This is a genomic window from Nakamurella sp. (assembly GCF_044224575.1).
Taxonomy (GTDB): Bacteria; Actinomycetota; Actinomycetes; order Mycobacteriales; family Nakamurellaceae; genus Nakamurella.
Genome location: NZ_JBGAKE010000013.1, coordinates 49,069 through 68,583, shown reverse-complemented (window position 1 = coordinate 68,583; position 19,515 = coordinate 49,069). Strand labels below are relative to the sequence as shown.

18 protein-coding genes are annotated in these 19,515 nt (G+C 71.4%); 7 read left to right on the top strand and 11 right to left on the bottom strand.

What is annotated here, in order from left to right:
* Window positions 1-30 precede the first annotated feature (30 nt).
* From ACILSK_RS15830 to ACILSK_RS15815, 4 genes are all read left to right on the top strand, one after another.
* On the top strand, window positions 31-195 hold the full coding sequence (locus tag ACILSK_RS15830; protein ID WP_395728135.1) for a hypothetical protein: 165 nt from the start codon (window positions 31-33) through the stop codon (window positions 193-195).
* On the top strand, window positions 195-3,071 hold the full coding sequence (locus ACILSK_RS15825) for an FAD-binding and (Fe-S)-binding domain-containing protein (protein WP_395728134.1): 2,877 nt from the start codon (window positions 195-197) through the stop codon (window positions 3,069-3,071). The genes ACILSK_RS15830 and ACILSK_RS15825 overlap by 1 nt, the downstream gene beginning before the upstream one ends.
* A gap of 218 nt (window positions 3,072-3,289) precedes the next feature.
* Window positions 3,290-5,029 carry an apolipoprotein N-acyltransferase gene (gene lnt / locus ACILSK_RS15820; protein ID WP_395728133.1) on the top strand — a complete coding sequence of 580 codons (1,740 nt, stop codon included), beginning with the start codon at window positions 3,290-3,292 and terminating at the stop codon, window positions 5,027-5,029.
* Window positions 5,026-5,820, top strand: a complete 795-nt coding sequence (locus ACILSK_RS15815; RefSeq protein WP_395728132.1) for a polyprenol monophosphomannose synthase — start codon at window positions 5,026-5,028, stop codon at window positions 5,818-5,820. Before lnt ends, ACILSK_RS15815 begins: the two co-directional genes overlap by 4 nt.
* A 101-nt stretch (window positions 5,821-5,921) precedes the next feature.
* On the opposite strand, the gene ACILSK_RS15810 is transcribed toward ACILSK_RS15815, so the two are convergent.
* The 8 genes from ACILSK_RS15810 to ACILSK_RS15775 form a co-directional block, all read right to left on the bottom strand.
* Window positions 5,922-6,263: an RNA polymerase-binding protein RbpA gene (locus ACILSK_RS15810; protein WP_395728131.1), complete on the bottom strand. Its 342-nt coding sequence runs from the start codon at window positions 6,261-6,263 to the stop codon at window positions 5,922-5,924.
* A gap of 547 nt (window positions 6,264-6,810) precedes the next feature.
* A complete protein-coding gene (locus ACILSK_RS15805) occupies window positions 6,811-7,479 on the bottom strand; it encodes a thymidine kinase (protein ID WP_395728130.1) in 669 nt (222 codons plus the stop codon).
* Complete coding sequence (locus ACILSK_RS15800) at window positions 7,476-8,231, bottom strand: glycerophosphodiester phosphodiesterase (protein ID WP_395728129.1); 756 nt, start codon at window positions 8,229-8,231, stop codon at window positions 7,476-7,478. The genes ACILSK_RS15805 and ACILSK_RS15800 overlap by 4 nt, the downstream gene beginning before the upstream one ends.
* A 174-nt stretch (window positions 8,232-8,405) precedes the next feature.
* Window positions 8,406-9,062 carry a response regulator gene (locus ACILSK_RS15795; protein ID WP_395728214.1) on the bottom strand — a complete coding sequence of 219 codons (657 nt, stop codon included), beginning with the start codon at window positions 9,060-9,062 and terminating at the stop codon, window positions 8,406-8,408.
* 28 nt (window positions 9,063-9,090) lie between these two features.
* A complete protein-coding gene (locus ACILSK_RS15790) occupies window positions 9,091-10,230 on the bottom strand; it encodes a sensor histidine kinase (RefSeq protein WP_395728128.1) in 1,140 nt (379 codons plus the stop codon).
* Between the two features lie 306 nt (window positions 10,231-10,536).
* Entirely contained in the window at window positions 10,537-11,718 is a 1,182-nt protein-coding gene (locus tag ACILSK_RS15785; RefSeq protein ID WP_395728127.1) for a metallophosphoesterase, read from the bottom strand.
* Window positions 11,715-14,135 carry an FUSC family protein gene (locus ACILSK_RS15780; protein ID WP_395728126.1) on the bottom strand — a complete coding sequence of 807 codons (2,421 nt, stop codon included), beginning with the start codon at window positions 14,133-14,135 and terminating at the stop codon, window positions 11,715-11,717. The genes ACILSK_RS15785 and ACILSK_RS15780 overlap by 4 nt, the downstream gene beginning before the upstream one ends.
* A gap of 322 nt (window positions 14,136-14,457) precedes the next feature.
* A complete protein-coding gene (locus ACILSK_RS15775; RefSeq protein WP_395728125.1) occupies window positions 14,458-14,700 on the bottom strand; it encodes a hypothetical protein in 243 nt (80 codons plus the stop codon).
* Between the two features lie 270 nt (window positions 14,701-14,970).
* On the opposite strand from ACILSK_RS15775, the gene ACILSK_RS15770 reads away from it, so the two are divergent.
* Complete coding sequence (locus tag ACILSK_RS15770) at window positions 14,971-15,744, top strand: PIG-L deacetylase family protein (RefSeq protein ID WP_395728124.1); 774 nt, start codon at window positions 14,971-14,973, stop codon at window positions 15,742-15,744.
* A gap of 149 nt (window positions 15,745-15,893) precedes the next feature.
* Window positions 15,894-16,307 carry a DUF3054 domain-containing protein gene (locus ACILSK_RS15765; protein WP_395728123.1) on the top strand — a complete coding sequence of 138 codons (414 nt, stop codon included), beginning with the start codon at window positions 15,894-15,896 and terminating at the stop codon, window positions 16,305-16,307.
* Between the two features lie 184 nt (window positions 16,308-16,491).
* Here ACILSK_RS15765 and ACILSK_RS15760 read toward each other — a convergent pair whose 3' ends face one another.
* On the bottom strand, window positions 16,492-17,784 hold the full coding sequence (locus tag ACILSK_RS15760; protein WP_395728122.1) for an MFS transporter: 1,293 nt from the start codon (window positions 17,782-17,784) through the stop codon (window positions 16,492-16,494).
* 87 nt (window positions 17,785-17,871) lie between these two features.
* Between ACILSK_RS15760 and ACILSK_RS15755 the strand changes: the two genes are divergently transcribed.
* Window positions 17,872-18,360 (top strand): winged helix-turn-helix transcriptional regulator, encoded by a 489-nt coding sequence (locus ACILSK_RS15755; RefSeq protein WP_395728121.1) that lies wholly within the window; start codon window positions 17,872-17,874, stop codon window positions 18,358-18,360.
* A 157-nt stretch (window positions 18,361-18,517) separates the two neighbouring features.
* Here the strand turns inward: ACILSK_RS15755 and ACILSK_RS15750 are convergent, their stop codons facing one another.
* Both ACILSK_RS15750 and ACILSK_RS15745 read right to left on the bottom strand, forming a co-directional pair.
* Entirely contained in the window at window positions 18,518-19,156 is a 639-nt protein-coding gene (locus tag ACILSK_RS15750; protein WP_395728120.1) for an SRPBCC domain-containing protein, read from the bottom strand.
* A complete protein-coding gene (locus tag ACILSK_RS15745) occupies window positions 19,153-19,500 on the bottom strand; it encodes an ArsR/SmtB family transcription factor (RefSeq protein WP_395728119.1) in 348 nt (115 codons plus the stop codon). The genes ACILSK_RS15750 and ACILSK_RS15745 overlap by 4 nt, the downstream gene beginning before the upstream one ends.
* Window positions 19,501-19,515 lie beyond the last annotated feature (15 nt).

Below are 19,515 nucleotides of genomic sequence, written 5' to 3'. Positions count from 1 at the left end.
CGCCGAAGGTACGACACGAGGGAGTGACGCATGGTCCGACAGGTCAACAGTCCGGTGGCCGCCCAGGGGGGTCTCGGGGTACGAGAAGCGAACTTGTCCGGCGTCGTGTCCTGGGGAAGCCTGGACCTGCGGTGCGGGACATGTCTGCCGGTCGACCTGCCGGCCACGCCCGCCCGTGACTGGATGGTGGACTGATGTCGATCGCAACGAAGCAGTCGAACGGCGGGGGCCAGGCGTCCTCGTCGCTCCTGGCTCCGGCGGACCCGGCCCTGTTGGACGCGCTGCTGCTGGCCCTACCCGGACCGGGCCAGCTCCGGACCAGGGCGCTGGACCGGCTCGCCCTCGGCCACGACGCCTCGCACTACTTCCTCACGCCGACCGCGGTGGTCACCCCGCGCGACGCCGCCGACGTCGGCCGGCTGTTCCGCGTGTCCGCGGCTCAGGGGGTACCGCTGACCTTCCGGTCGGGCGGCACCAGCCTGTCCGGCCAGGCCGGCACCGCCGGCATCCTGGCCGACACCCGCAAGTACTTCCGCGACATCGAGATCCTCGACGACGGCGCGCGCATCCGGGTAGGACCCGGCGCGACGGTTCGGCAGGTCAACGCCCGGCTGGCCCGCTTCGGCCGCAAGCTCGGTCCCGACCCGGCCAGTGAGATCGCCTGCACCTTGGGCGGCGTCGTCAACAACAACTCCAGTGGCATGGCCTGCGGCACCGTGCAGAACACCTACCAGACGTTGGAGTCGCTGGTCCTGGTGCTGCCCAGCGGCACCGTCATCGACACCGGGGCCGCCGACGCCGACACCAAGCTGCGGGCGACCGAGCCGGCGCTCTACGAAGGGCTGGCCACGCTCCGCGATCGGGTGCGAGGCAACGCCGAGTCGGTGCGGATCATCACCCGGCAGTTCTCGATGAAGAACACCATGGGCTACGGGCTGAACTCGCTGGTCGACCACACCCGGCCGATCGACATCCTGACCCACCTGATCATCGGCAGCGAGGGCACGCTGGCGTTTGTCGCCAGCGCGGTCTTCCGGACGGTGCCGCTGCTGCGGCACGCGATGACCGGTCTGCTGGTGTTCGACGACCTGTCCGGCGCCACCGGGTCGCTGCCCGCGCTGGTGTCCACCGGGCCGGCCACCATTGAGCTGCTGGACGCCACCTCGCTGCGGGTCGCCCAGTCCGACCCGGCCTGTGACGAGATCATCAGGCGGATCACCGTCGACAAGCACTCCGCACTACTCGTGGAATACCAGGCCGACTCGGCCGAGGCGGTCGCCGACATGGCTGCGCAGGCGGGGCCGGTCCTGCGGTCCATTCCTGTCGCCGGGCCGGCCGAGCTGACCGCCGACCCGCGCGCCCGGGCGCGCCTGTGGCACACCCGCAAAGGGCTCTACACCACGGTCGCCGAGGCCCGGCCGTCCGGCACCACCGCGCTGCTGGAGGACATCGTCGTCCCGGTGCCGTCCCTGCTGAACACCTGTGAGCAGCTGATCGAACTGTTCGGCAAGCACGGCTACACCGACAACGTGATCTTCGGGCACGCCAAGGACGGCAACATTCATTTCATGCTCACCGAGCAGCTCGGCGCCGGGGGCGACCTGCACCGGTTCGCCGAGTTCACCGAGGACATGGTCGACGTGGTGCTCGAGAACGGCGGCAACCTCAAGGCCGAGCACGGCACCGGCCGAATCATGGCGCCGTTCGTCCGCCGCCAGTACGGCGACGAGCTGTACGACGTGACGCTGCAGATCAAGCAGCTGTGCGACCCGGCCGGGCTGCTCAACCCGGGCGTCATCATCACCGACGACGACCAGGCGCACATGCGTGACCTCAAGGTGACGCCCACCGTGGAGGAGGAGGTCGACCGCTGCGTCGAATGCGGCTACTGCGAACCGGTCTGCCCCAGCCGCGACCTGACGACCACGCCGCGGCAGCGGATCGTGCTGCGCCGGGAGATGGAGCGGGCCCGGGCGGCCGGCGACACCGCGCTGCTGGACGAGCTGGAAGCCGAGTACGCCTACGACGGGGTGCAGACCTGCGCCGTGGACGGGATGTGCTCGACGGCCTGCCCGGTGCTGATCAACACCGGTGATCTGGTCCGCCGGCTGCGGGCCGAGACGGTCAACAAGACCGCGGCCAAGGGCTGGTCGTATGCGGCGAAGCACTGGGCGACCACGACCCGGATCGCCGGCGCCGCGCTCACCGTCGCCGACAAGACCCCGGACGCGCTGATCGCCGGGCCCAACCAGCTGGGTCGCAAGGTCGTCGACCCGGATCTGCTGCCGTTGTACTCGGCCGAGTTGCCCGGCGGTGGCCCGCAGCGCCACTCGGGGACGGCGACCGGCAACGCCCAATTCGTCTTCTTCAGCGCCTGTGTCGGCACCATGTTCGGGCCGGCCGACGGGGGACCGGGCGCGCGGGAAGCCTTCGTCCGGCTGTGTGAGCGGGCCGGCATCCCGTTCAGCTACCCGCCCGACCTGCCCGACCTGTGCTGCGGCACCCCCTGGAAGTCCAAGGGCATCAAGGACGGGTACCGGACCATGGTCCGCAAGGTGCTGCCCCGGCTGTGGGCGGCGTCCCGGAAGGGTGAGCTGCCCATCGTCTGTGACGCGTCCTCGTGCACCGAGGGGCTGCGGCACATGCTGGAGAGCGAACTCGCCGCCGGTCACTTCCCGGGTCTGCGGATCGTCGACGCCACCGCGTTCGTCGCCGAGCACGTGCTCCCCCGGCTGGACATCAAGCGCCGCAAGGCGTCGATGGCCCTGCACCCGACCTGCTCGTCCACCCAGCTGGGGCTCAACGACCAGCTCAAGGAGGTGGCGGAGGCCGTCTCGGAGTCGGTGACGGTGCCCGCGTCGTGGGGCTGCTGCGCGTTCGCCGGGGACCGCGGCATGCTGCACCCGGAGCTGACGGCCTCCGCGTCCAGGGCAGAGGCGCAGGAGCTCGAGCAGAGTTCCTTCGACTCCTACGCGTCCTGCAACCGCACCTGCGAGCTCGGAATGACCCGGGCGACCGGGCACGACTACCAGCACGTGCTGGAGGTGGTGGACTGGGCCAGTGCGCCCTGAGCCGGCCCGGCCGCCCTGAGCCGGCCCGGCCGCCCTGAGCCGGAGCCGGCCGCCGAGAGCCGGAGCCGGCCGCCGAGAGCCGGAGCCGGCCGCCGACTTGCCACCTTCGGCCCGCCTTGAATCGATTCAGGTGGGCGGAACATGGCAACCCGATTCCCGGATCGTGACCCGACGCCGAGCACACGGAGTTTGTCGGTGGTCGCCACTACAGTGACGCCGTGGCCCAGCCGACGGTGCATCGATCGACCGCGCCGCCGACTGCGCGGACGGCCCCGCGGGCCCGGTGGCGGGCCCGGTTGACCCGTTGGCGGCGCTCGCTGTTCGGCCTGGGGGGCCTGCGCATCCTGGCCGCCGCGGCCGGCGGGTATGCGCTGTACTCGGCGTTCGCGCCGTCCACCCGGTGGTGGTTGGCCATCGTCGGATTCACGCTGCTCGGCGTGGCCCTGGACGGCCGCAGCTGGCGGGCCGGCCTCGGCCTGGGCTTCGTCTTCGGGTTGACCTTCTACATCCCGCTGCTCTCGTTCACCAACATCTACGTCGGGGACCTGCCCTGGTACGCGTTGTCCGTCGCCGAGGCGGTGCTGACCGCACCGGCCGGCGCGCTGATCGCCGCCGCATCCCGTCGCCTGCCGCTGTGGCCCGCCTGGGCGGCCGCCGCCTGGATCACCGGCGAGGCACTGCGTGCCCGGTGGCCGTTCGGGGGGTTTCCCTGGGGCGGGGTGGCGTTCTCCCAGCCGGACGGACCCTTGCTGCCCGCCGCGTCGCTGCTCGGCTCCGTCGGCGTGGCCTTTCTCACCGCCCTGGGCGGGTTCGCGCTGGCGGCGCTGGTCGGGGCGCTGGCCCGGCGGCCCCGGCCGGGCTGGCGATCCACCACGATCCTGGGCCCGATCGGCCTGCTGATCCTGCCGTTCGTCGTCGGCGCCCTGAGCCTGCTGACGGTGCAACACGGCACCGACACCCCGGCCCGCACCATCGCCGTCATCCAGGGCAACGTGCCGCGGCCGGGTCTTGACTTCAACGCCGAACGCCGGGCCGTGCTCGACCTGCACGCCACCCAGACGCACCAGCTTGCTGCCGACGTCCGGGCCGGCAAGGCCCCGGCGCCGACCCTGGTGATCTGGCCGGAGAACTCGACCGATATCGACCCCTACCGCAACGCCGACGCGAATGCGGTGATCTCCGCTGCGGCCGCCGACATCGGCGTGCCCATCCTGGTGGGCGCGGTGGTGCAGGGGTCGCAGCCCGGCGAGCTGTACAACATGGGCATCGTGTGGGACCCGGTCACCGGACCGGGCGAGACGTACACCAAGCGGCATCCGCTGCCGTTCGGCGAGTACATGCCGTTCCGGTCGTTCTTCCGCCTGTTCTCGGACAAGGTCGACCTGCTGCGCGGCACCTTCCTGCCCGGCGAGCGACCCGGCAACGTCGACGTCGCCGGCGTCCCGGTCGGGGACGTCATCTGCTTCGAGGTGGTCTACGACCAGCTGGTCCGGGACGTCGTCGAGGGCGGCGCCCAGGTGCTGGTGGTGCAGACGAACAACGCGACCTTCGGATACACCGACGAGACCTACCAGCAGCAGGCGATGAGTCGCGTGCGGGCGGTCGAGCACGGCCGAAGCGTGTTGATCTCCTCGACCAGCGGCGTGTCGACGGTCGTCGGGCCGGACGGGACGATCGAATCCTCCATCCCCTTGTTCACGCCTGGCTACCTGACCCCGACCGTGCCGCTGATCACGGCAACCACTCCCGGTACGGTGCTCGGTGCGCCGCTGGAGTGGCTGTTCGCCCTGGCCACCCCCGCGGCGCTGGCCTACCTGGTCGTGGTGGAGCGCCGGCGTCGCCGGGCGGCTTCACCTGGACCGACATCCGGGCCGGCCGCCGGCGCCGCAGCAGAGCCCAGCACATTCACTACCGGCCGCCCGGCTGCCGGCAATCCCGTGGAGGACCGCACATCGTGAGCCCGAAAGGCGACCCGACGCCGCACTTCGAACTCGACGAGCCACATGGCGATCGAGTCCTGGTGATCATCCCGACCTACGACGAGCGGGAGAACCTCCCGCTGATCCTGGAGCGGTTGTTCGCGGCGGTGCCCACCGCGAATGTTCTGGTCGCCGACGACGGCAGCCCCGACGGCACCGGCGAGATCGCCGACGAGTGGGCGGCCCGCGACGAGCGGGTGAACGTCATGCACCGGACGGAGAAGGCCGGTCTGGGGGCCGCCTACATCGCCGGGTTCGGCTGGGGTCTGGACCGCGGGTACGACGTGCTCGTCGAGATGGACGCCGACGGCTCGCATGCGCCGGAGCAGCTGCCCCGGCTATTGGACGCGTTGCAGCACGCCGACCTGGTGCTCGGCTCGCGGTACGTGGCCGGCGGGACGGTGGTCAACTGGCCCAAGCATCGGGAGTGGCTCTCTCGGGGCGGCAACCTGTACTCCCGGTTCGCCCTCGGGGTCCGGATCTACGACATCACCGGCGGCTATCGCGCCTACCGGGCCGAGGCGCTCAAGGCCCTTGCCCTGGATGACGTCGCGTCGACCGGCTACTGCTTCCAGGTGGACCTGGCGTGGCGGACGGTCCGGGCCGGATTCCGGGTGACCGAGGTGCCGATCACCTTCACCGAACGGCAGATCGGTACCTCCAAGATGAGCGGCGGCATCGTGCGGGAGGCGCTGCTCAAGGTCACCGTGTGGGGTGCGGCTCACCGCTGGCACCAGCTGACCGGGGTCTTCCGGCGTCGCAAGGCCTGAGCCGGCCCATCGCACGCCCTGAGCCGGCCCGGCCGGCCCACATCGCGGAAAGCACAACGCCACCTTCCCCTCGGGAAGGTGGCGTTGTCTCGTTCGACCGCTCAGGAAGCGGTGCGGCGCGCCTTCAGCTCGGCCAGCCGCTCGTTGAGGATCTCTTCGAGCTCCTCGATCGACCGGCGCTCCAGCAGCATGTCCCAGTGGGTACGCGGCGGCTTGGCCGCCTTCCCCTCGGGTACCGAGCCGTCGATCAGCGTCGACGACAACCCGTGCATCCGGCAGTCCCACACCGAGGGAACCTCGGCGTCGTCGGCCATCGGAACGGTGAACTCATGATCGCGGGGGCAGCGATAGGTCGCCGTGCGACGAGGCGCCAGATCATGGTTCCGATCGGCCTCGTAACTGGTCGAGCCAAGGCGGCTTCCGCGCAGGACACGGTCGGCCATGGTGTTCCTTCCTTGCTGGGTAGTGCCAAGCTGGGTGGTGCCTAGCTGGGGTGATGCTTCCGGGTGGGGCAGGCCACAGATGACCGCCGAAGCGGCCTCATAGCAGCTGTTCGTGCACCCACGGCGAGCCCCGAGACGGGTTCCTACCGGTGGGTAACGCTGATCGTCGGTGTTTCGTTCCCTTCGAAGTCGACAAGTTTGCACTGCTAGGCGTGCCCTGGGCAATCCGACTCCTTCGTCGTCCGATGCGCCCAGTGCCCTCCTGCGGTGTTCGATGGCGGCCTCGCGTGCTCGGCCGACTAGGCGTGCCCTGGGCAATCCGACTCCTTCGTCGTCCGATTGCGCCCAGTGCCCTCCTGCGGTGTTCGATGGCGGCCTCGCGTGCTCGGCCACCGGCGCGTTGCCGGGTACTACTTGTACCGTGACCCGGCCGGACGCGGACGCACCGTTCCACTCGCCGGCAGGCTTTTCACTACTTCGAGACGCACCAGCACCCGGTTGGTCACGCGGCGACGCGAACCATTTCTGGACAACACGTCGGAACGGCTCACCCGGGTTCAATCGGGCCGAGCAGACCCATCCGAAAATGACGCCGGCACAGCACCCGGTACCGCGTCCCGGAGCCGTCCCGTTCACTGTGCGGGCGTGAACCGGTTGCCGGATCCGGGACCGGTTCGGCACCGGTGTCCGCGATCATGATCGTCGGCCCCTCGCGGGTCACCCGGCCCTCGACGACCCGCGCGTTGAACCGGGCCGCCCGGCCGCACCAGCAGAGCACCTCGACCTGCACCGGCGCGACCCCGTCCGCGATCTCGAAGAACCTGGCCGATCCCGGGAACAGCCGGCTCCGGAAGTCCGTCGCGATGCCGAACGCGAACACATCGACGGACTGCTCGTCGGCGACGAGCGCGAGCTGGTCGACCTGCGCGGCGGTGAGGAACTGCGCCTCGTCGACGATCGCATAGTCGACCGTCCCGGCCTCGCGGACGACCTGGGCCAGGTCGAGGTCGCCGGTCACCTCGAGAGCCGGACTGCTCAGGCCGATCCGCGAACTGATCCGGGCCGGTCCGGACCGGTCGAATCGGGTCAGCAGCACGCCGCGGCGACCCTGCCGGAGCTGATTGTCGTGGATCTGCAGGGCCAGGGTCGATTTGCCGCAGTCCATCGGGCCATAGAAGAACCTGACGCTGCCGGGCTGGGGCGGGACGGTGCTCACCAGGCGTCGCGTTCGATCAGCACGCGGCGCAACCGGTCCGGGCGATCGGACATCAGCCCGTCGACCCCCAGGTCGAGCAGCCGACGCATCTCGGGCTCGTCGTCGATGGTCCAGACATGCACCTCGAGTCCGGCTCGGTGCGCCGTTTCCAGGAACGCCGGGGTGACGATCTTTACCCGGGAGAACGCGACCGGGACCTGGGCGGCAACCGCCGCAGTGACGAAGGGCCGGCGCAGCCGCGCCGCCCGGGCCAGTCGGAATACCTCGCGCGGACCCATCGAGGTGGCCACCCGTGGGCCGACCGCGGCTCGCAACGAGGCGATCCGCCGATCCGAGAACGATCCGAGGCAGACCCGATCCCTGGCCCGGGCGCGTCGGATCAGGTCGGCCAACGGACCCACCGCAGGATCGGCCTTTGCGTCGATGTTGAACCGCGCGTCCGGGAACTCCTCGAGCAGGTCGGCCATCAACGGGATCGGATCGGTGCCGCCGATCCGCGCCTGGCGGACGTCCGCCCAGGACAGCGCGGCGATCTGGCCCTGGCGGTCGGTGACCCGGCCGAGGGACAGATCATGAAATGCGACCAGCTGACCGTCGGTGGTGGCGTGCACATCGGTCTCCAGGTACCGGAACCCCTCGTCGTAGGCTCGGCGGAAGGCCGCCATCGAGTTCTCGCGCCCGACCAACTCATCGATGTGCCATCCCCGATGGGCGAACGCCCGAGGTGGGTCTCCGTCCAGGTACGCCGTCACGGCGGACAGTCTGGCACGGCCCGCTCGATCGAAGTCACACCACCAATTCCTTCACCCTCAACTTGAGGTTGAGGGTTGGACGGATGAGTCGATCATGGCGTTCCCGGCCCACGGTCGGCGTGTCGTCGGCGTGTCGCGCAGGCAGCGCCTGACCAACACGGGAGCACGGGGGACTCAGGGTCGGGGCGTGCTCTCCAGGTAGGCCAGCACGGCCAGTACTCGGCGATTGTCGTCTTCGCTCTGCTCGAGCCCGAGCTTGCCGAAGATCGAGTTCGTGTGTTTGCCGATTGCCTTCTCGGTGATGAACATCGACGCCGCGACGGCCGCGTTCGAGCGGCCCTGCGCCATGTGGGACAGCACCTCGCGCTCGCGGGGGGTGAGCGAGGCGATCGGCGAACTGTCCCGATGCCGAGCCAGCAGGGCCCCGATCACTTCCGGGTCCATCGCGGTGCCGCCGCCGGCGACCCGGTGAACCGCGTCGATGAACTGACCGACGTCGGAGATGCGGTCCTTGAGCAGGTACCCGACCCCGCCGGTGCCCTGGCCCAACAGTTCCCGGGCGTAGAGCTGCTCGACGTACTGGCTGACCACCAGCACCGGCAGGCCCGGGATTCGCTCGCGGGCGGCCAACGCCGCTCGCAGACCCTCGTCGGTGAAGGTCGGGGGGAGCCGGACGTCCACCACGGCGATGTCCGGCCGATGCTCGGTGATCGCCTTGAGCAGGGAGGGGCCGTTGTCGACCGCCTCGACCACGTCGATGTCGTGGGCGGTCAGGATCCGGACGATGCCGTCCCGGAGCAGCGCCAGGTCCTCGGCCAATACGACGCGCACGGGCACCTACACCTCCGCCGGTTCGGGCTCAGGCCGCGGTGGACACCCGGAGCACGCACGGCACCTTGATCGTGACGATCGTTCCACCACCGAGTGGGCTGGCCACCGACAGGGTGCCGTCGAACGCGGCGAGCCGACGCTGCACCCCGGCCAGACCACCCTCGGCCGTCGGCTGCGCGCCGCCGACGCCGTCGTCGCCCACCATCGCGGTCAGCATGCCGTCGTCGTGCCGGATCCACACCCAGGCGTGCTGGGCGGACGCATGCTTGGCGCAGTTGGTGAGCAGTTCGGCGACGGCGAAGTAGACCGCCGATTCGACCGGCGCGGGCGGCCGGCCACCGAGCGCGATATCGGGGTCGACGGGTCGCGGGTGGGCCAAGGCGAGGGCCTCGACCGCGCCGGCCAGGCCGCGATCGGCCAGCACCGGCGGATGGATGCCGCGTACCAGCGAGCGCAGTTCCGCCAGCGCGGTCGACGACGACTGCTGGGCCTCGGCGATCAGCTCGGTCGCGGCCGCCGGGTCCCGATCGACCAGTTCCTTGGCCAGACCCAGGTTCATGCCCAATGCGACCAGCTGAGCCTGCGCTCCATCGTGCAGGTCCCGTTCGATCCGCCGCAGCTCGGCCGCCGAGTGGTCGACGCTGTCCTGGCGGGACGACTCGAGCGCCTCGATGCGCTGGTGCAGAGGCTCGTCCTGGGCCGACAGCAGCAACCGGGTGATGCCGGCGTCCAGGCGCAACAGCAGGGGCGAGCCCCACCAGCCGATCGGCAGGAACGGGAACGACAACAACGCGGTGAGCTGCAGGGCGAAGCCGAGGGTCAGCACCTCGAACAGCCAGGCCAGGTCGCGCCAGGTGGCCCGGTCGGTCAGCCGGATCCGGAGCCGGACGAACAGGCCACCGGGGGGTAGCGGCGCGTAGGGGTCGAGGATCGGCTGGCCCAGCACCCGGCCGGCCAGCCGGCGGTGCAGCCGGGCGAACCAGCGCAACGAGGCCAGGAACGCCAGCAGGAGGGGCAGGCCGATCCAGATGACCAGCAGGCTGACCGCCAGCACGAGCAGCACCAACAGCACCATTCCGACCACCCACAGGCCGACGTACGCCAACGCGATGCCGAACAGCTGCCATCGGCCCGCCGGTCGCGGGTCGGGGAGGCGGGGGTCCGTCATGCCCCAATTCTGACGCCTGTGCCGGTCCGGTGGAGTGGGGATAACCCCCCGATTCGGTCGGGGTCCCCTACCACCGGCACTGCCGAGTTGACGGTTTCCGCCCTCGTGACCCGGCAGGCCTGGGCCAAGAGTGGCAATTCGACGCGGTCAGCCGGAGCTCGCGAGTCCGGGCAGCGGGGGAGCCGTGCACGGGTGGGCGAGCCGGGGAGCGCGGGGTGCCGCAGGCGGGCCGGGCAGCGGGGGAGCCGTGCACGGGTGGACGAGCCGAGGAGCGCGGGGTGCCGCAGGCGGGCCGGGCCGGGCTGATCAGGTGCGGGGCTGCGGCGATCCCGACCGCAGGATCAGCAGGCTGATCTCACTGGGCGCGAACACCCGGAGCGGCGGACCCCAGAAGCCGGCGCCGCGGGTGGTGTACAGCTGGGTTCGACCGCCGGGCCGGGACAGTCCCTGCAGCGCGCCCTGTTCCACCCGGACCAGGAGGTGAAACGGCCAGATCTGGCCGCCGTGGGTATGCCCGGACAATTGCAGATCGACCCCGGCCGCGACCGCGGCCCGGACCTGCTTGGGCTGATGGGCCAGCAGCACCACCGGGACGTCCGATGGGATGCCGGCCAGGGCCGCGGGCAGGTCCGCGTGATGGCCCGGCAGCCCGGACCCGGCCGCGGTGAGGTCGTCGATGCCGGCCAGCGCCAGGTGGGCCGTCCCGCGCCGCAGGATCAGATGCCGGTTGTGCAGCACCGACCAACCCAGGTCCGCCATGTGCCGAACCCACGGCTCGGCACCGGAGAAATACTCGTGGTTGCCCGTGATGTAGGCCCGGGCCAGCCCGGCTCGCACCGACGCCAGCGGCGCGACCTGCGCGCGGCGTTGGTCGACGGACCCGTCGGCCAGATCGCCGGCGTGGGCGACGACGTCCGGGTCGAGCCGGTTCACCGCGTCGACCAAGCGGGCCGACCAGCGGGCCCGGTCGATCGGGCCGTAGTGGGTATCGGCGAGCAGCACGATCCGGGTGCCGTCGAATGCGGGATCGAGCCGGTCGAGGGTGATTTGGGTCCGCCGGACGCGGGGGAGCCGCAGCGCCTGCCGCATGCCCCAGGCTGCGAGGATCAGCACGACGACGAGCACTGTCCCGGCCGTCCACCGCTGGGCGGTGGGGCTCGGGACGCCACCGAGCAGCAGGCCGACGTCGACCACGCCACCGATCACCGACCAGCTGAAGAGCAGCCAGATCACCCCCAGCCAGCTGTCACCCGCGATGGCCCACCGGTCGTCGTGCCGACGGCCGTGACCGCGGATCATCGCGACCGGGAAGGTGGCGACCGCAATCAGGATCGTCACGGTCCCGGTCCAGAACAGCCCGACCGGCCATCGCGGTGCAAGCACCAGCACCCACCACGGCAGGCCGTGCAGCAGCACCAGGACCAGGCCGATCACCAAGGCGAACGGACCCGGCAACCGCCGCCGGGTGGCTGGTCCGGGCTCGCTCACCGCCCGGCGGTTTTCGACGCGTCCGGCTCCTCCGGTGCGGACGCCTCGGTTCCAGCAGGCGCTCCGGTAGCCGCAGACGTCCCGGTTCCAGCGGACGTCCCGGTCACCGTGGGCGCCCCCGCACCGGTGGACTCGATTCCCTGGTCCGTTGCGGTCGATGGTGGCCCCGCGGAGCGTCCGATCAGCTCGGTGGCCGGGCCCGGCAAGCGCCGTTGCAGCCAGACCAGGTTGTCCACGTACAGCGCGGCCATCCACAGGTTGTGGCCGTCGGCCAGGAGTCGCTGACGCGTTGCCGGGTCGTCGTCACTGTCCAGGACCTGCCGGACGTCCGCGACGACGGCCGGCTCGGCGACCGGTTCGGCCGGGTCCAGCAGGGGCGGTGCGGGGTCGGTCGGGCGCGGGCTGGCCCGCTCCAACCGCTCGGCCAGCCGATCGAACCAGCCGCGGGTCGCCTCGGCCGAGGCCGCCACGGCATGCGCTGCCGGCTCGAGCGGGGGCGAGGCCGTCGGAGGCAGCTCGGCGATCGCTTCCGCCGTCATCCGGGTCCGGACGGCCCCGTTGGACAGCGATGTCAACGCCTCGAGCGGGACGTTGCGAGTGCCCCGCTCGAACAGGTACTCGCGCAGGGCGTCGTCCAGTCGCAGGGAAGCTTCCGCCGCTCGGCCCAGCGCCACGCCGACGGCGCTCGCGTCCCGCAGGCCGTCCGGTCCGGCCGGCGCGGCCCCGGCGAGCCGGCCGGTCGCGGCGACCACGGCGTCGGCGGCGCTCCGGTAGAACTCGGCGACGGCCCGGCGGATCTGTGCGGCCGCACCGCGCGGCCACAGCAGCACGCCGGAGATCAGCGCCGACGCGCACCCGAACAGCACGTCCTCGACCCGGACCAGCCCGACCCCCCAGCCGCTGGGCGAGATGATGTTGAACAGGACGACGACCAGCACGGTGAACGCGGCCTGGCCGGCGACGAACGACACGGCCTCGGGTAGGTAGCCGGCGACCAGCAGCGTGATCGGCAGCAGCACCCACAGGTGCCACGGGGTGGTGCCGACCGCCAGCATGATCACCGCGCCGGCCACGAATCCGATCAGGGTGCCGCCGAGTGCGCGCAGCGCGGTGGACCCGGTGGTCAGGGCGGTCGTGCGAAGGACCGACATGGCGCCCAGCACCACCCAGAAGCCATGGGCCACCTCCGTCACCTCGGCGATGGTCACCGCCAGCGCCAGGCCGATGGCGCCCCGGACGCTGTTCTGGAACCAGACGGATCGGACGTTCAGGTGGCCGGTCAGCGCCCGGCGCACCGGCAGGACCTCGCCGGTCGGGGTGGCCGGCGCATTGCGTCCGAGCAGCCGGTCGATCAACGACCGGGCATCTGCCGCTGCGGATGCGGCGACCGTCAGCCCGGTCAGCCGGGTGGTGTAGACGAGTTCGAGCTTCGTCGCCGGGTGCACGTCGTCGCCGTGCGGGAACGGATCCCCGTTGACCAGCCGGGCGAAGGTCCGGCTCGCCACATGCAGGTGCTGCAGGTCGCGGAGCCGCCCGGCCAGTTCGTCCCGGCTGGCGTCCGTGGGCGTGGCCGGCGCCTGCACCAACACGCCCTGGGCGGCCCGCAGGGTCGTCACGCAGGCATCGGCGACCCTGCGCTGCAGGTCGGTCCGAACCGGCGCGGTCGGCAGCCGGTCCACGACCGTGTGCAGCCATTCGAGCCGGTCGGGCAGGCGCATGAGCTGGCGGCTGCCCGCGGTGAGGCCGACCGGCCGGACGTTGGAGCGGCGGAACTGGGCCCGGAGCTCGACGATCGCCGTCCCGGCCGTCTCGTGCGCGCCGCGCAGGGCGGCCGCGTCGACGCCCGCCGACCAGGCCGCCAGCTGGTCGGCCAGGGCGGAGCAGGCTGCGGCGGCCGCGGTGCGCAGCCGCTGATGGTCCCGGGGCGGCCACAGGAACACGGCCATCGGAACGGCCAGCAGCGAGGCCAGCGTCCACCCGGCCCATCGGGCCGGGATCTCGGCCATCGGCACCGGCACCATCACCGGCAGGATGAACGCCAGTAGCGCCGCCCGGGACGCCCCGGCCAGGGCCGCGCTGAGCACGCCACTGAACAGGATGACGAAGCCGACCACCGCCATCCCGGCCACGGCGAGCCAGGCCACGGGGGACATGACGGTGCCCAGCGCGATCAGCAGCAGGCCGACCACGTACAGACCCACGTAGGCGCCGAGTCGTGCGCCTCGGGTGCCGGGAAAATCGGCGAACACCAGGATGGCGATGCCGCCGAACGACGCGAACAGGGTCATCTGGGCGTTGCCCAGCACGGTGCCGATGACCACTCCGGTGGTGACCGCCACGGCGACCTTGATCGCCTTGTGTCCCGCGTTCCCCTCGGGATCGTGGGCCTTCAACCAGCCGACGATCCGGTGCGCCATGTCCGCCGCCTGCCGCTCGAGCCCAGGTCGCCGGAGCACTTCCGGCCGCGGCGAATGTATCAGCCGGCCCCGCGGCGGGGTCCGGAGCGGCCGGGGGGCACCGCCGGTGCGCGACCTGTGATGCACGTCATACCCGACGGCGGAAGCATCCGTCGATGCCGCCCGTTGTGATGACCGACGGTCCTCGCAGAACATGCCCCGGGCTCCACCCCTTTCAGTCGCCGAGTGCGACCACGTGCCGAGAGGCGCACGTCCGGGGATCGTCGCCGGAACCGCCCGATGCCTCCCGCGTCGGGCGGTTCTCGCGTTCCCGGCCCGTTCGTCAGGCGGTGGGGCCGGTTTGCGCGGTCGGATCGGCGGCCGTCACCGTGAGCACCTCGCCGGACCGGAGCTCCAGCCGGTATTCCGGCGGATGGCGCGCCGATCCGTGCAGCGGGACCATCCGGCAGGTGCCGTGGACCCGGGGCGCCGGATCAGCCGCACAGAACGGGCGGATCACCACGCTGAAGTAGCCGCTGTGCTGGCCGCCGCACGGCGCCAGGCCGGCGAGATGATGGGGGAGCATGACCTGTTCCCCGGACGGAAGGGCAAGGACGAAGGTGACCGATGGCCATTCGGAATGGGCGCGGTCGATCAACCCGTCGATCAGCCGCCTCGTCCGTGCGGCCCTCGATCCGCCCATGGCCGTTCCGTTCCGACGCTGCCCCCCAGCCGTCTGAGTCCACTATGGATCATTCGTGGCCCGGTCGTGTACGGATGGCCATGACCTCAACCCCAACGGAGGACGACTTCCCTCCGAATGCTGAACCGGGCTGCTGCGAAAGGGACATCTGAGATGGTTGTCGATACGAGCGGCGATCTCGGCTCGATCCTCGGGGTGTGGGCCCACCCGGACGACGAGGCATACGCGAGCGCCGGGCTGATGGCGCACGCGGTCGACGCCGGTCGCCGGGTGGTGTGCGTGACGGCCACCCGGGGCGAGGCCGGGTTCCCGCCTGACGATCCGAGGTCGCCGGCAGAACGGAGGGCCGTGCGGGAACGGGAACTCGCCGCGTCACTGGCGATCCTCGGTGTCACCGAGCACCACTGGCTCGGCTATCCCGACGGCGGATGTGCCGCGGTGCCTGACGACCAGGCCGCGGCGGTCATCACCGCGATCCTGGATCGGGTGCGGCCGGACACGATTCTGACCTTCGGTCCCGATGGTGGCACCGGCCACCAGGACCATCTGGCCGCCTGTCGCTGGGCGACCCGGGCCCACGGACGGCTCGGGCGGCCCGGCACTCGCCTGCTGTACATGACCAGGACCGCCGATTGGGTCGAGCGCTTCCACGGCCCCGGGTCGTCCGCGTACATGATGGTCGATGGCCTGCAGCCGGAGGCCCTCGATCCGGACGAGCTGGCCGTCCACTTCACCTGCGGCGAGACGTCAGTGGCGCGGAAGGTGGCCTCGATGCGGGCGCAGGTCAGTCAGATCGAGCCGGTGGTCCGGCATTTCGGATTGCCGACATTCACCGAGTTCGTCCGCGAGGAGTCCTTTCGGGACCCTCGACCCGACGACCGGGACACCATGCGCCGGATTGCCGGCCTGCCGGCGCGGGCGGGCTGACGGCCCGGTGAACATTCTGCTCCGCCGTTGCTGCGGTACCCGGTGCCGTCCTCGTCCGCTCGCTGGCGGCCGCGCGAACGGCCGGTCGCCGGGCGTGACGATCGCCTCGAACTCGTCGTCGCGCCCGCTCGGGTGGGGATGATCGAACGGTGACCCGCCTCGATCCGTCCACCCGTCCGCGCACCCGTCGTCCACTCGCCGCCCTGTCGATCGACGTCGCGCTGGTGTTGATCTTCGCCGCGATCGGCCGGAGCAGCCACGGCGAGGACGTTCTCGTCGGGCTGGCCGGCACCGCCTGGCCGTTCCTGGTCGGCCTGCTGGTCGGTTGGCTGCTCGCGTTCGTCGGCGGCTCGCGGAGCGCCCGGGGCCGGTTCGACCCCTGGCGGATCCGCCCGGCCGGTCTGCTCATCTGGGCCGGCACAATCGGCGTCGGCATGCTCGCCCGGGTCGTCGCCGGTCAGGGCACCGCGCCGAGCTTCATCGTGGTCGCCGGCGTCGTGCTGGCCCTGTTCCTGCTCGGGTGGCGCGCCCTCGCGTCGGTGATCGCGCGCGGTCGCCGGTAGCCACGCCGCCGGCCCAGGGCAGAGGATTCCGGCTCAGCCGTCCAGGAGCGCCGCGTCCAGGCGGCTCATGGATCGATGGACGGCCTCGGGTGCCCCGGCGGCGATCGTCTGGTCGAGCCGGTCGAGGCCGGCGAAGGTGCTCGTCCGGGTGTGGTGGCTCCGCGTCGATCCCGCCGGCTCGATGTCAGTGCGCGGTGGTGACGGCGTGTTCGTCATGATCGACCGCCGGTCGGCGGGTGGCCACCGACAGACCGGCGGCCAGCAGGCACAACGCAGCGCCCGACAACCAGGCCAGGGTGTAGGAGCCGGTCTGGTCCCGGATCACCCCGGCGCCCAGCGCCGCGATCGCGGCGCCGAGCTGGTGCGAGGCGAACACCCAGCCGAACACCACGGTGCCGTCCGGGCCGAAGATGCGCTGGCACAGCGCCACCGTGGGCGGCACGGTGGCCACCCAATCAAGGCCATAGATCACCACGAAGACGACGATGCTCGGCTCGATGGAGTCGGACAGCAAGTAGGGCAGCACGGCCAGGCCGATGCCGCGGAACGCGTAATAGCCGACGAGCAGCAGCCGTGGGTCGATGCGGTCGGTCAGCCAGCCGGAGCCGATGGTGCCCGCGATGTCGAAGATGCCGACCACCGCGAGCAGGCCGGCGGCGACCGTTTCGGGCATGCCGTGGTCGTGCGCGGACGGGATGAAGTGAATGCCGATCAGGCCGTTCGTGGTGGCCCCGCAAATCGCGAAAGCGGCGGCCAGCGCCCAGAACGATGGCACCCGGGCGGCCGTCCGCAGCGCCCGCAGGCTGCGCCGGCCGGGCCGGCTGTGCACCCGCGATGGCGGCTGCCAGCCGGGCTCGGCCCCCAGCGGCGCCACCCCGCGCTGTTCGGGGTAGTCCCGCAGGACCAGGAGCAGCACCGGCACGATGGCCAGGGCGGCGGCGGCGATCACCAGGGAGGCGGTGCGCCAACCGGTCCGGGTGGCCACCTCGGCGATGATCGGCAGGAACAGCAACTGCCCGGCCGCCCCGCCGGCGGTGAGCACCCCCATCGCCAGCCCGCGGTGCTTGACGAACCAGCGCTGGCTGATCGTGGCCGCGAAGGCGAGCGCCATGCTGCCGGTGCCCAACCCGATCAGCAGCCCCCAGGTCAGCAGCAGTTGCCAGGCGGCCGTGACGAAGATCGACAACGCACTGCCGGCGGCGACCAGGCCCAGCGCGCAGGTGGTCACGATGCGCACCCCGAACCGGTCCATCAGGGCGGCCGCGAACGGCGCGGTCAGCCCGTACAGCAGCAGGTTCACGCTGATCGCCGCGGAGATCGCCGTGGTGGACCAGCCGAACTCGGCCTGCAGGGCGGGCAGCAACGGGCCGGGCGCCGCCCGGAAGCCGGCCGCCGCGATCAGGGCCAGGAACGAGACCACCAGCACCGTCAGCGCCGGGTGCCAGCGCCGCACGCGGACGGGGCGGGTCTGCTTCACGCGGGTTCGCTTTCTTGAAAGAAGTCAGGTTCTCGCGGTACTGTAGCCGCATTGACTTTCCCCAAGCAAGTGTGAAGGGCTCAGGCGATGGCACTCCGGTCGGACTGGTCGGTGGAACAGTGCCCGGTCCGGCGCGGGCTGGACGTCGTCGGCGACCCGTGGTCCCTGCTCATCATGCGCGACGCCCTGCACGGCCGGCGGCGCTTCGAGGAATTCCGCTCCCTGGGCATCTCGGACTCGGTGTTGTCCCGCCGGCTCGCCGCCCTGGTCCGCGACGGGCTGCTGGTCCGGCGCGAGTACCGGGGCCCTCGGCGCACCCATGACGAATATCTACCGACGAAGGCCGGCACCGACCTGCTCCCCGTGCTGCACGCGCTGGCCGGATGGGCCGAGGCGCACACCGACCTGCCCGCCGGCGGCGGCCACATGGCGATCATCCACACCACCTGCGGCGCCGAAACCCGTTCCGCCGACACCTGTACCGCCTGCGGCGAGCCCCTGACATCGCAGGACGTCAGCTGGGACAAGCCCTGGTTCGGTCGCCGCGACCCGCTCGTCGGCCCCGCCGCCCCCTGACGCCGGCCCGCTCACCGCCCGGATCTCGCGGCTCGTCGCGGACCCCCGTCCCGCGCGGATCATCTACGCCCGCGCGGCTGAACTCGCCCCGAAAGTGACGCTTGTGACTGCCGTCAACGACTTCATCCGCGCGGTTGTCCACACCCGCGGGGCGCGGTCAGGTCGGCCGCCCGGCCAGCACGTGCGGCGCGAACTGGGCCAGGGCGGCCTGCCGCCCAGTCTCGAGCTGATCGTCCGGCGCCCCGGCTGCCTGGGCCACCTCGGCCCAGGCCAGCACGATCCGATGCGCCCACTCCCGACCGGCTTCGGTGTCCAGGGTGGCGACCCGGTTCGCGTCCGGATGGTCAAGGTGCAGCCAGAGGCCGATGAGCGCCTCGTCCCAGCCGGGGCCGGCGAACAGGGCACCCGCGACGCTGCCGGCCAGCGCGAGTGGCACCGTGTGTTCCAGGGTCAGTTCGGTGCCCGTCCCTGCGTCGGAGCCGGCGTCGGCGAGGGAGACCGTCACGATGCTGCTCGCGCCGCCGAAGGTGATGCGCAGCAGCGCGGGTGGCTGGCAGTCGAGAATCTCTCCGCCGGCGTTGTTCTCGATCTGGAACGAGCCGCCGGTCCGCAGGTCGCCGGTGATCGGGGAGAACCACCGGGACAGCCGTTCCGGTCGGGTCAGGGCGTCGAACAGGTCCGCCGGATCGGTCGGGTAGCGGCGGCGCAGGGTCACCCGGATGACGTCATCCGGATTCCCGGACTCCTGGGCGACGGATCGGTGCAGCTGCGCCAGCTGGTTCAACAGGTCGATCATGACGAATCCCCGTCCTCGTCCCGCCGCGCGCGTCGACCGCGCACGATCTCGGTGTGCAGGGCGTCCAGCTTCTGGCTCCACAGGTGCCGGAAGCGGTCGATCCATCGGTCGATCTCGCTCAGCGGGGTGGTGTCCAGCGCGTAGATCCGGCGGGCACCGGCCCGCCGGACGGTGGCGAAGCCCGACTCGCGCAGTACCGCAAGGTGTTGGGAGACCGCCGACTGCGAGATGCCGAACTCGGCGCCGATCGCCGTCACGACGCTGCCCGACGTCAATTCACCGTCCGCAAGCAGTTCGATGATCCGACGCCGGACCGGGTCACCGAGGACGTCGAACGCGTGCACACCTCCTATATATCA

Excerpts from the sequence above, each read along its gene's own strand:
- ACILSK_RS15755 (WP_395728121.1), top strand. The coding sequence starts at position 17,872 with ATGGCACTCCGGTCGGACTGGTCGGTGGAACAGTGCCCGGTCCGGCGC.
- ACILSK_RS15775 (WP_395728125.1), bottom strand. The coding sequence starts at position 14,700 with ATGCTCCCCCATCATCTCGCCGGCCTGGCGCCGTGCGGCGGCCAGCAC.
- ACILSK_RS15780 (WP_395728126.1), bottom strand. The coding sequence starts at position 14,135 with ATGGCGCACCGGATCGTCGGCTGGTTGAAGGCCCACGATCCCGAGGGG.
- ACILSK_RS15770 (WP_395728124.1), top strand. The coding sequence starts at position 14,971 with ATGGTTGTCGATACGAGCGGCGATCTCGGCTCGATCCTCGGGGTGTGG.
- ACILSK_RS15750 (WP_395728120.1), bottom strand. The coding sequence starts at position 19,156 with ATGATCGACCTGTTGAACCAGCTGGCGCAGCTGCACCGATCCGTCGCC.
- ACILSK_RS15810 (WP_395728131.1), bottom strand. The coding sequence starts at position 6,263 with ATGGCCGACCGTGTCCTGCGCGGAAGCCGCCTTGGCTCGACCAGTTAC.
- ACILSK_RS15790 (WP_395728128.1), bottom strand. The coding sequence starts at position 10,230 with ATGACGGACCCCCGCCTCCCCGACCCGCGACCGGCGGGCCGATGGCAG.
- ACILSK_RS15830 (WP_395728135.1), top strand. The coding sequence starts at position 31 with ATGGTCCGACAGGTCAACAGTCCGGTGGCCGCCCAGGGGGGTCTCGGG.
- ACILSK_RS15825 (WP_395728134.1), top strand. The coding sequence starts at position 195 with ATGTCGATCGCAACGAAGCAGTCGAACGGCGGGGGCCAGGCGTCCTCG.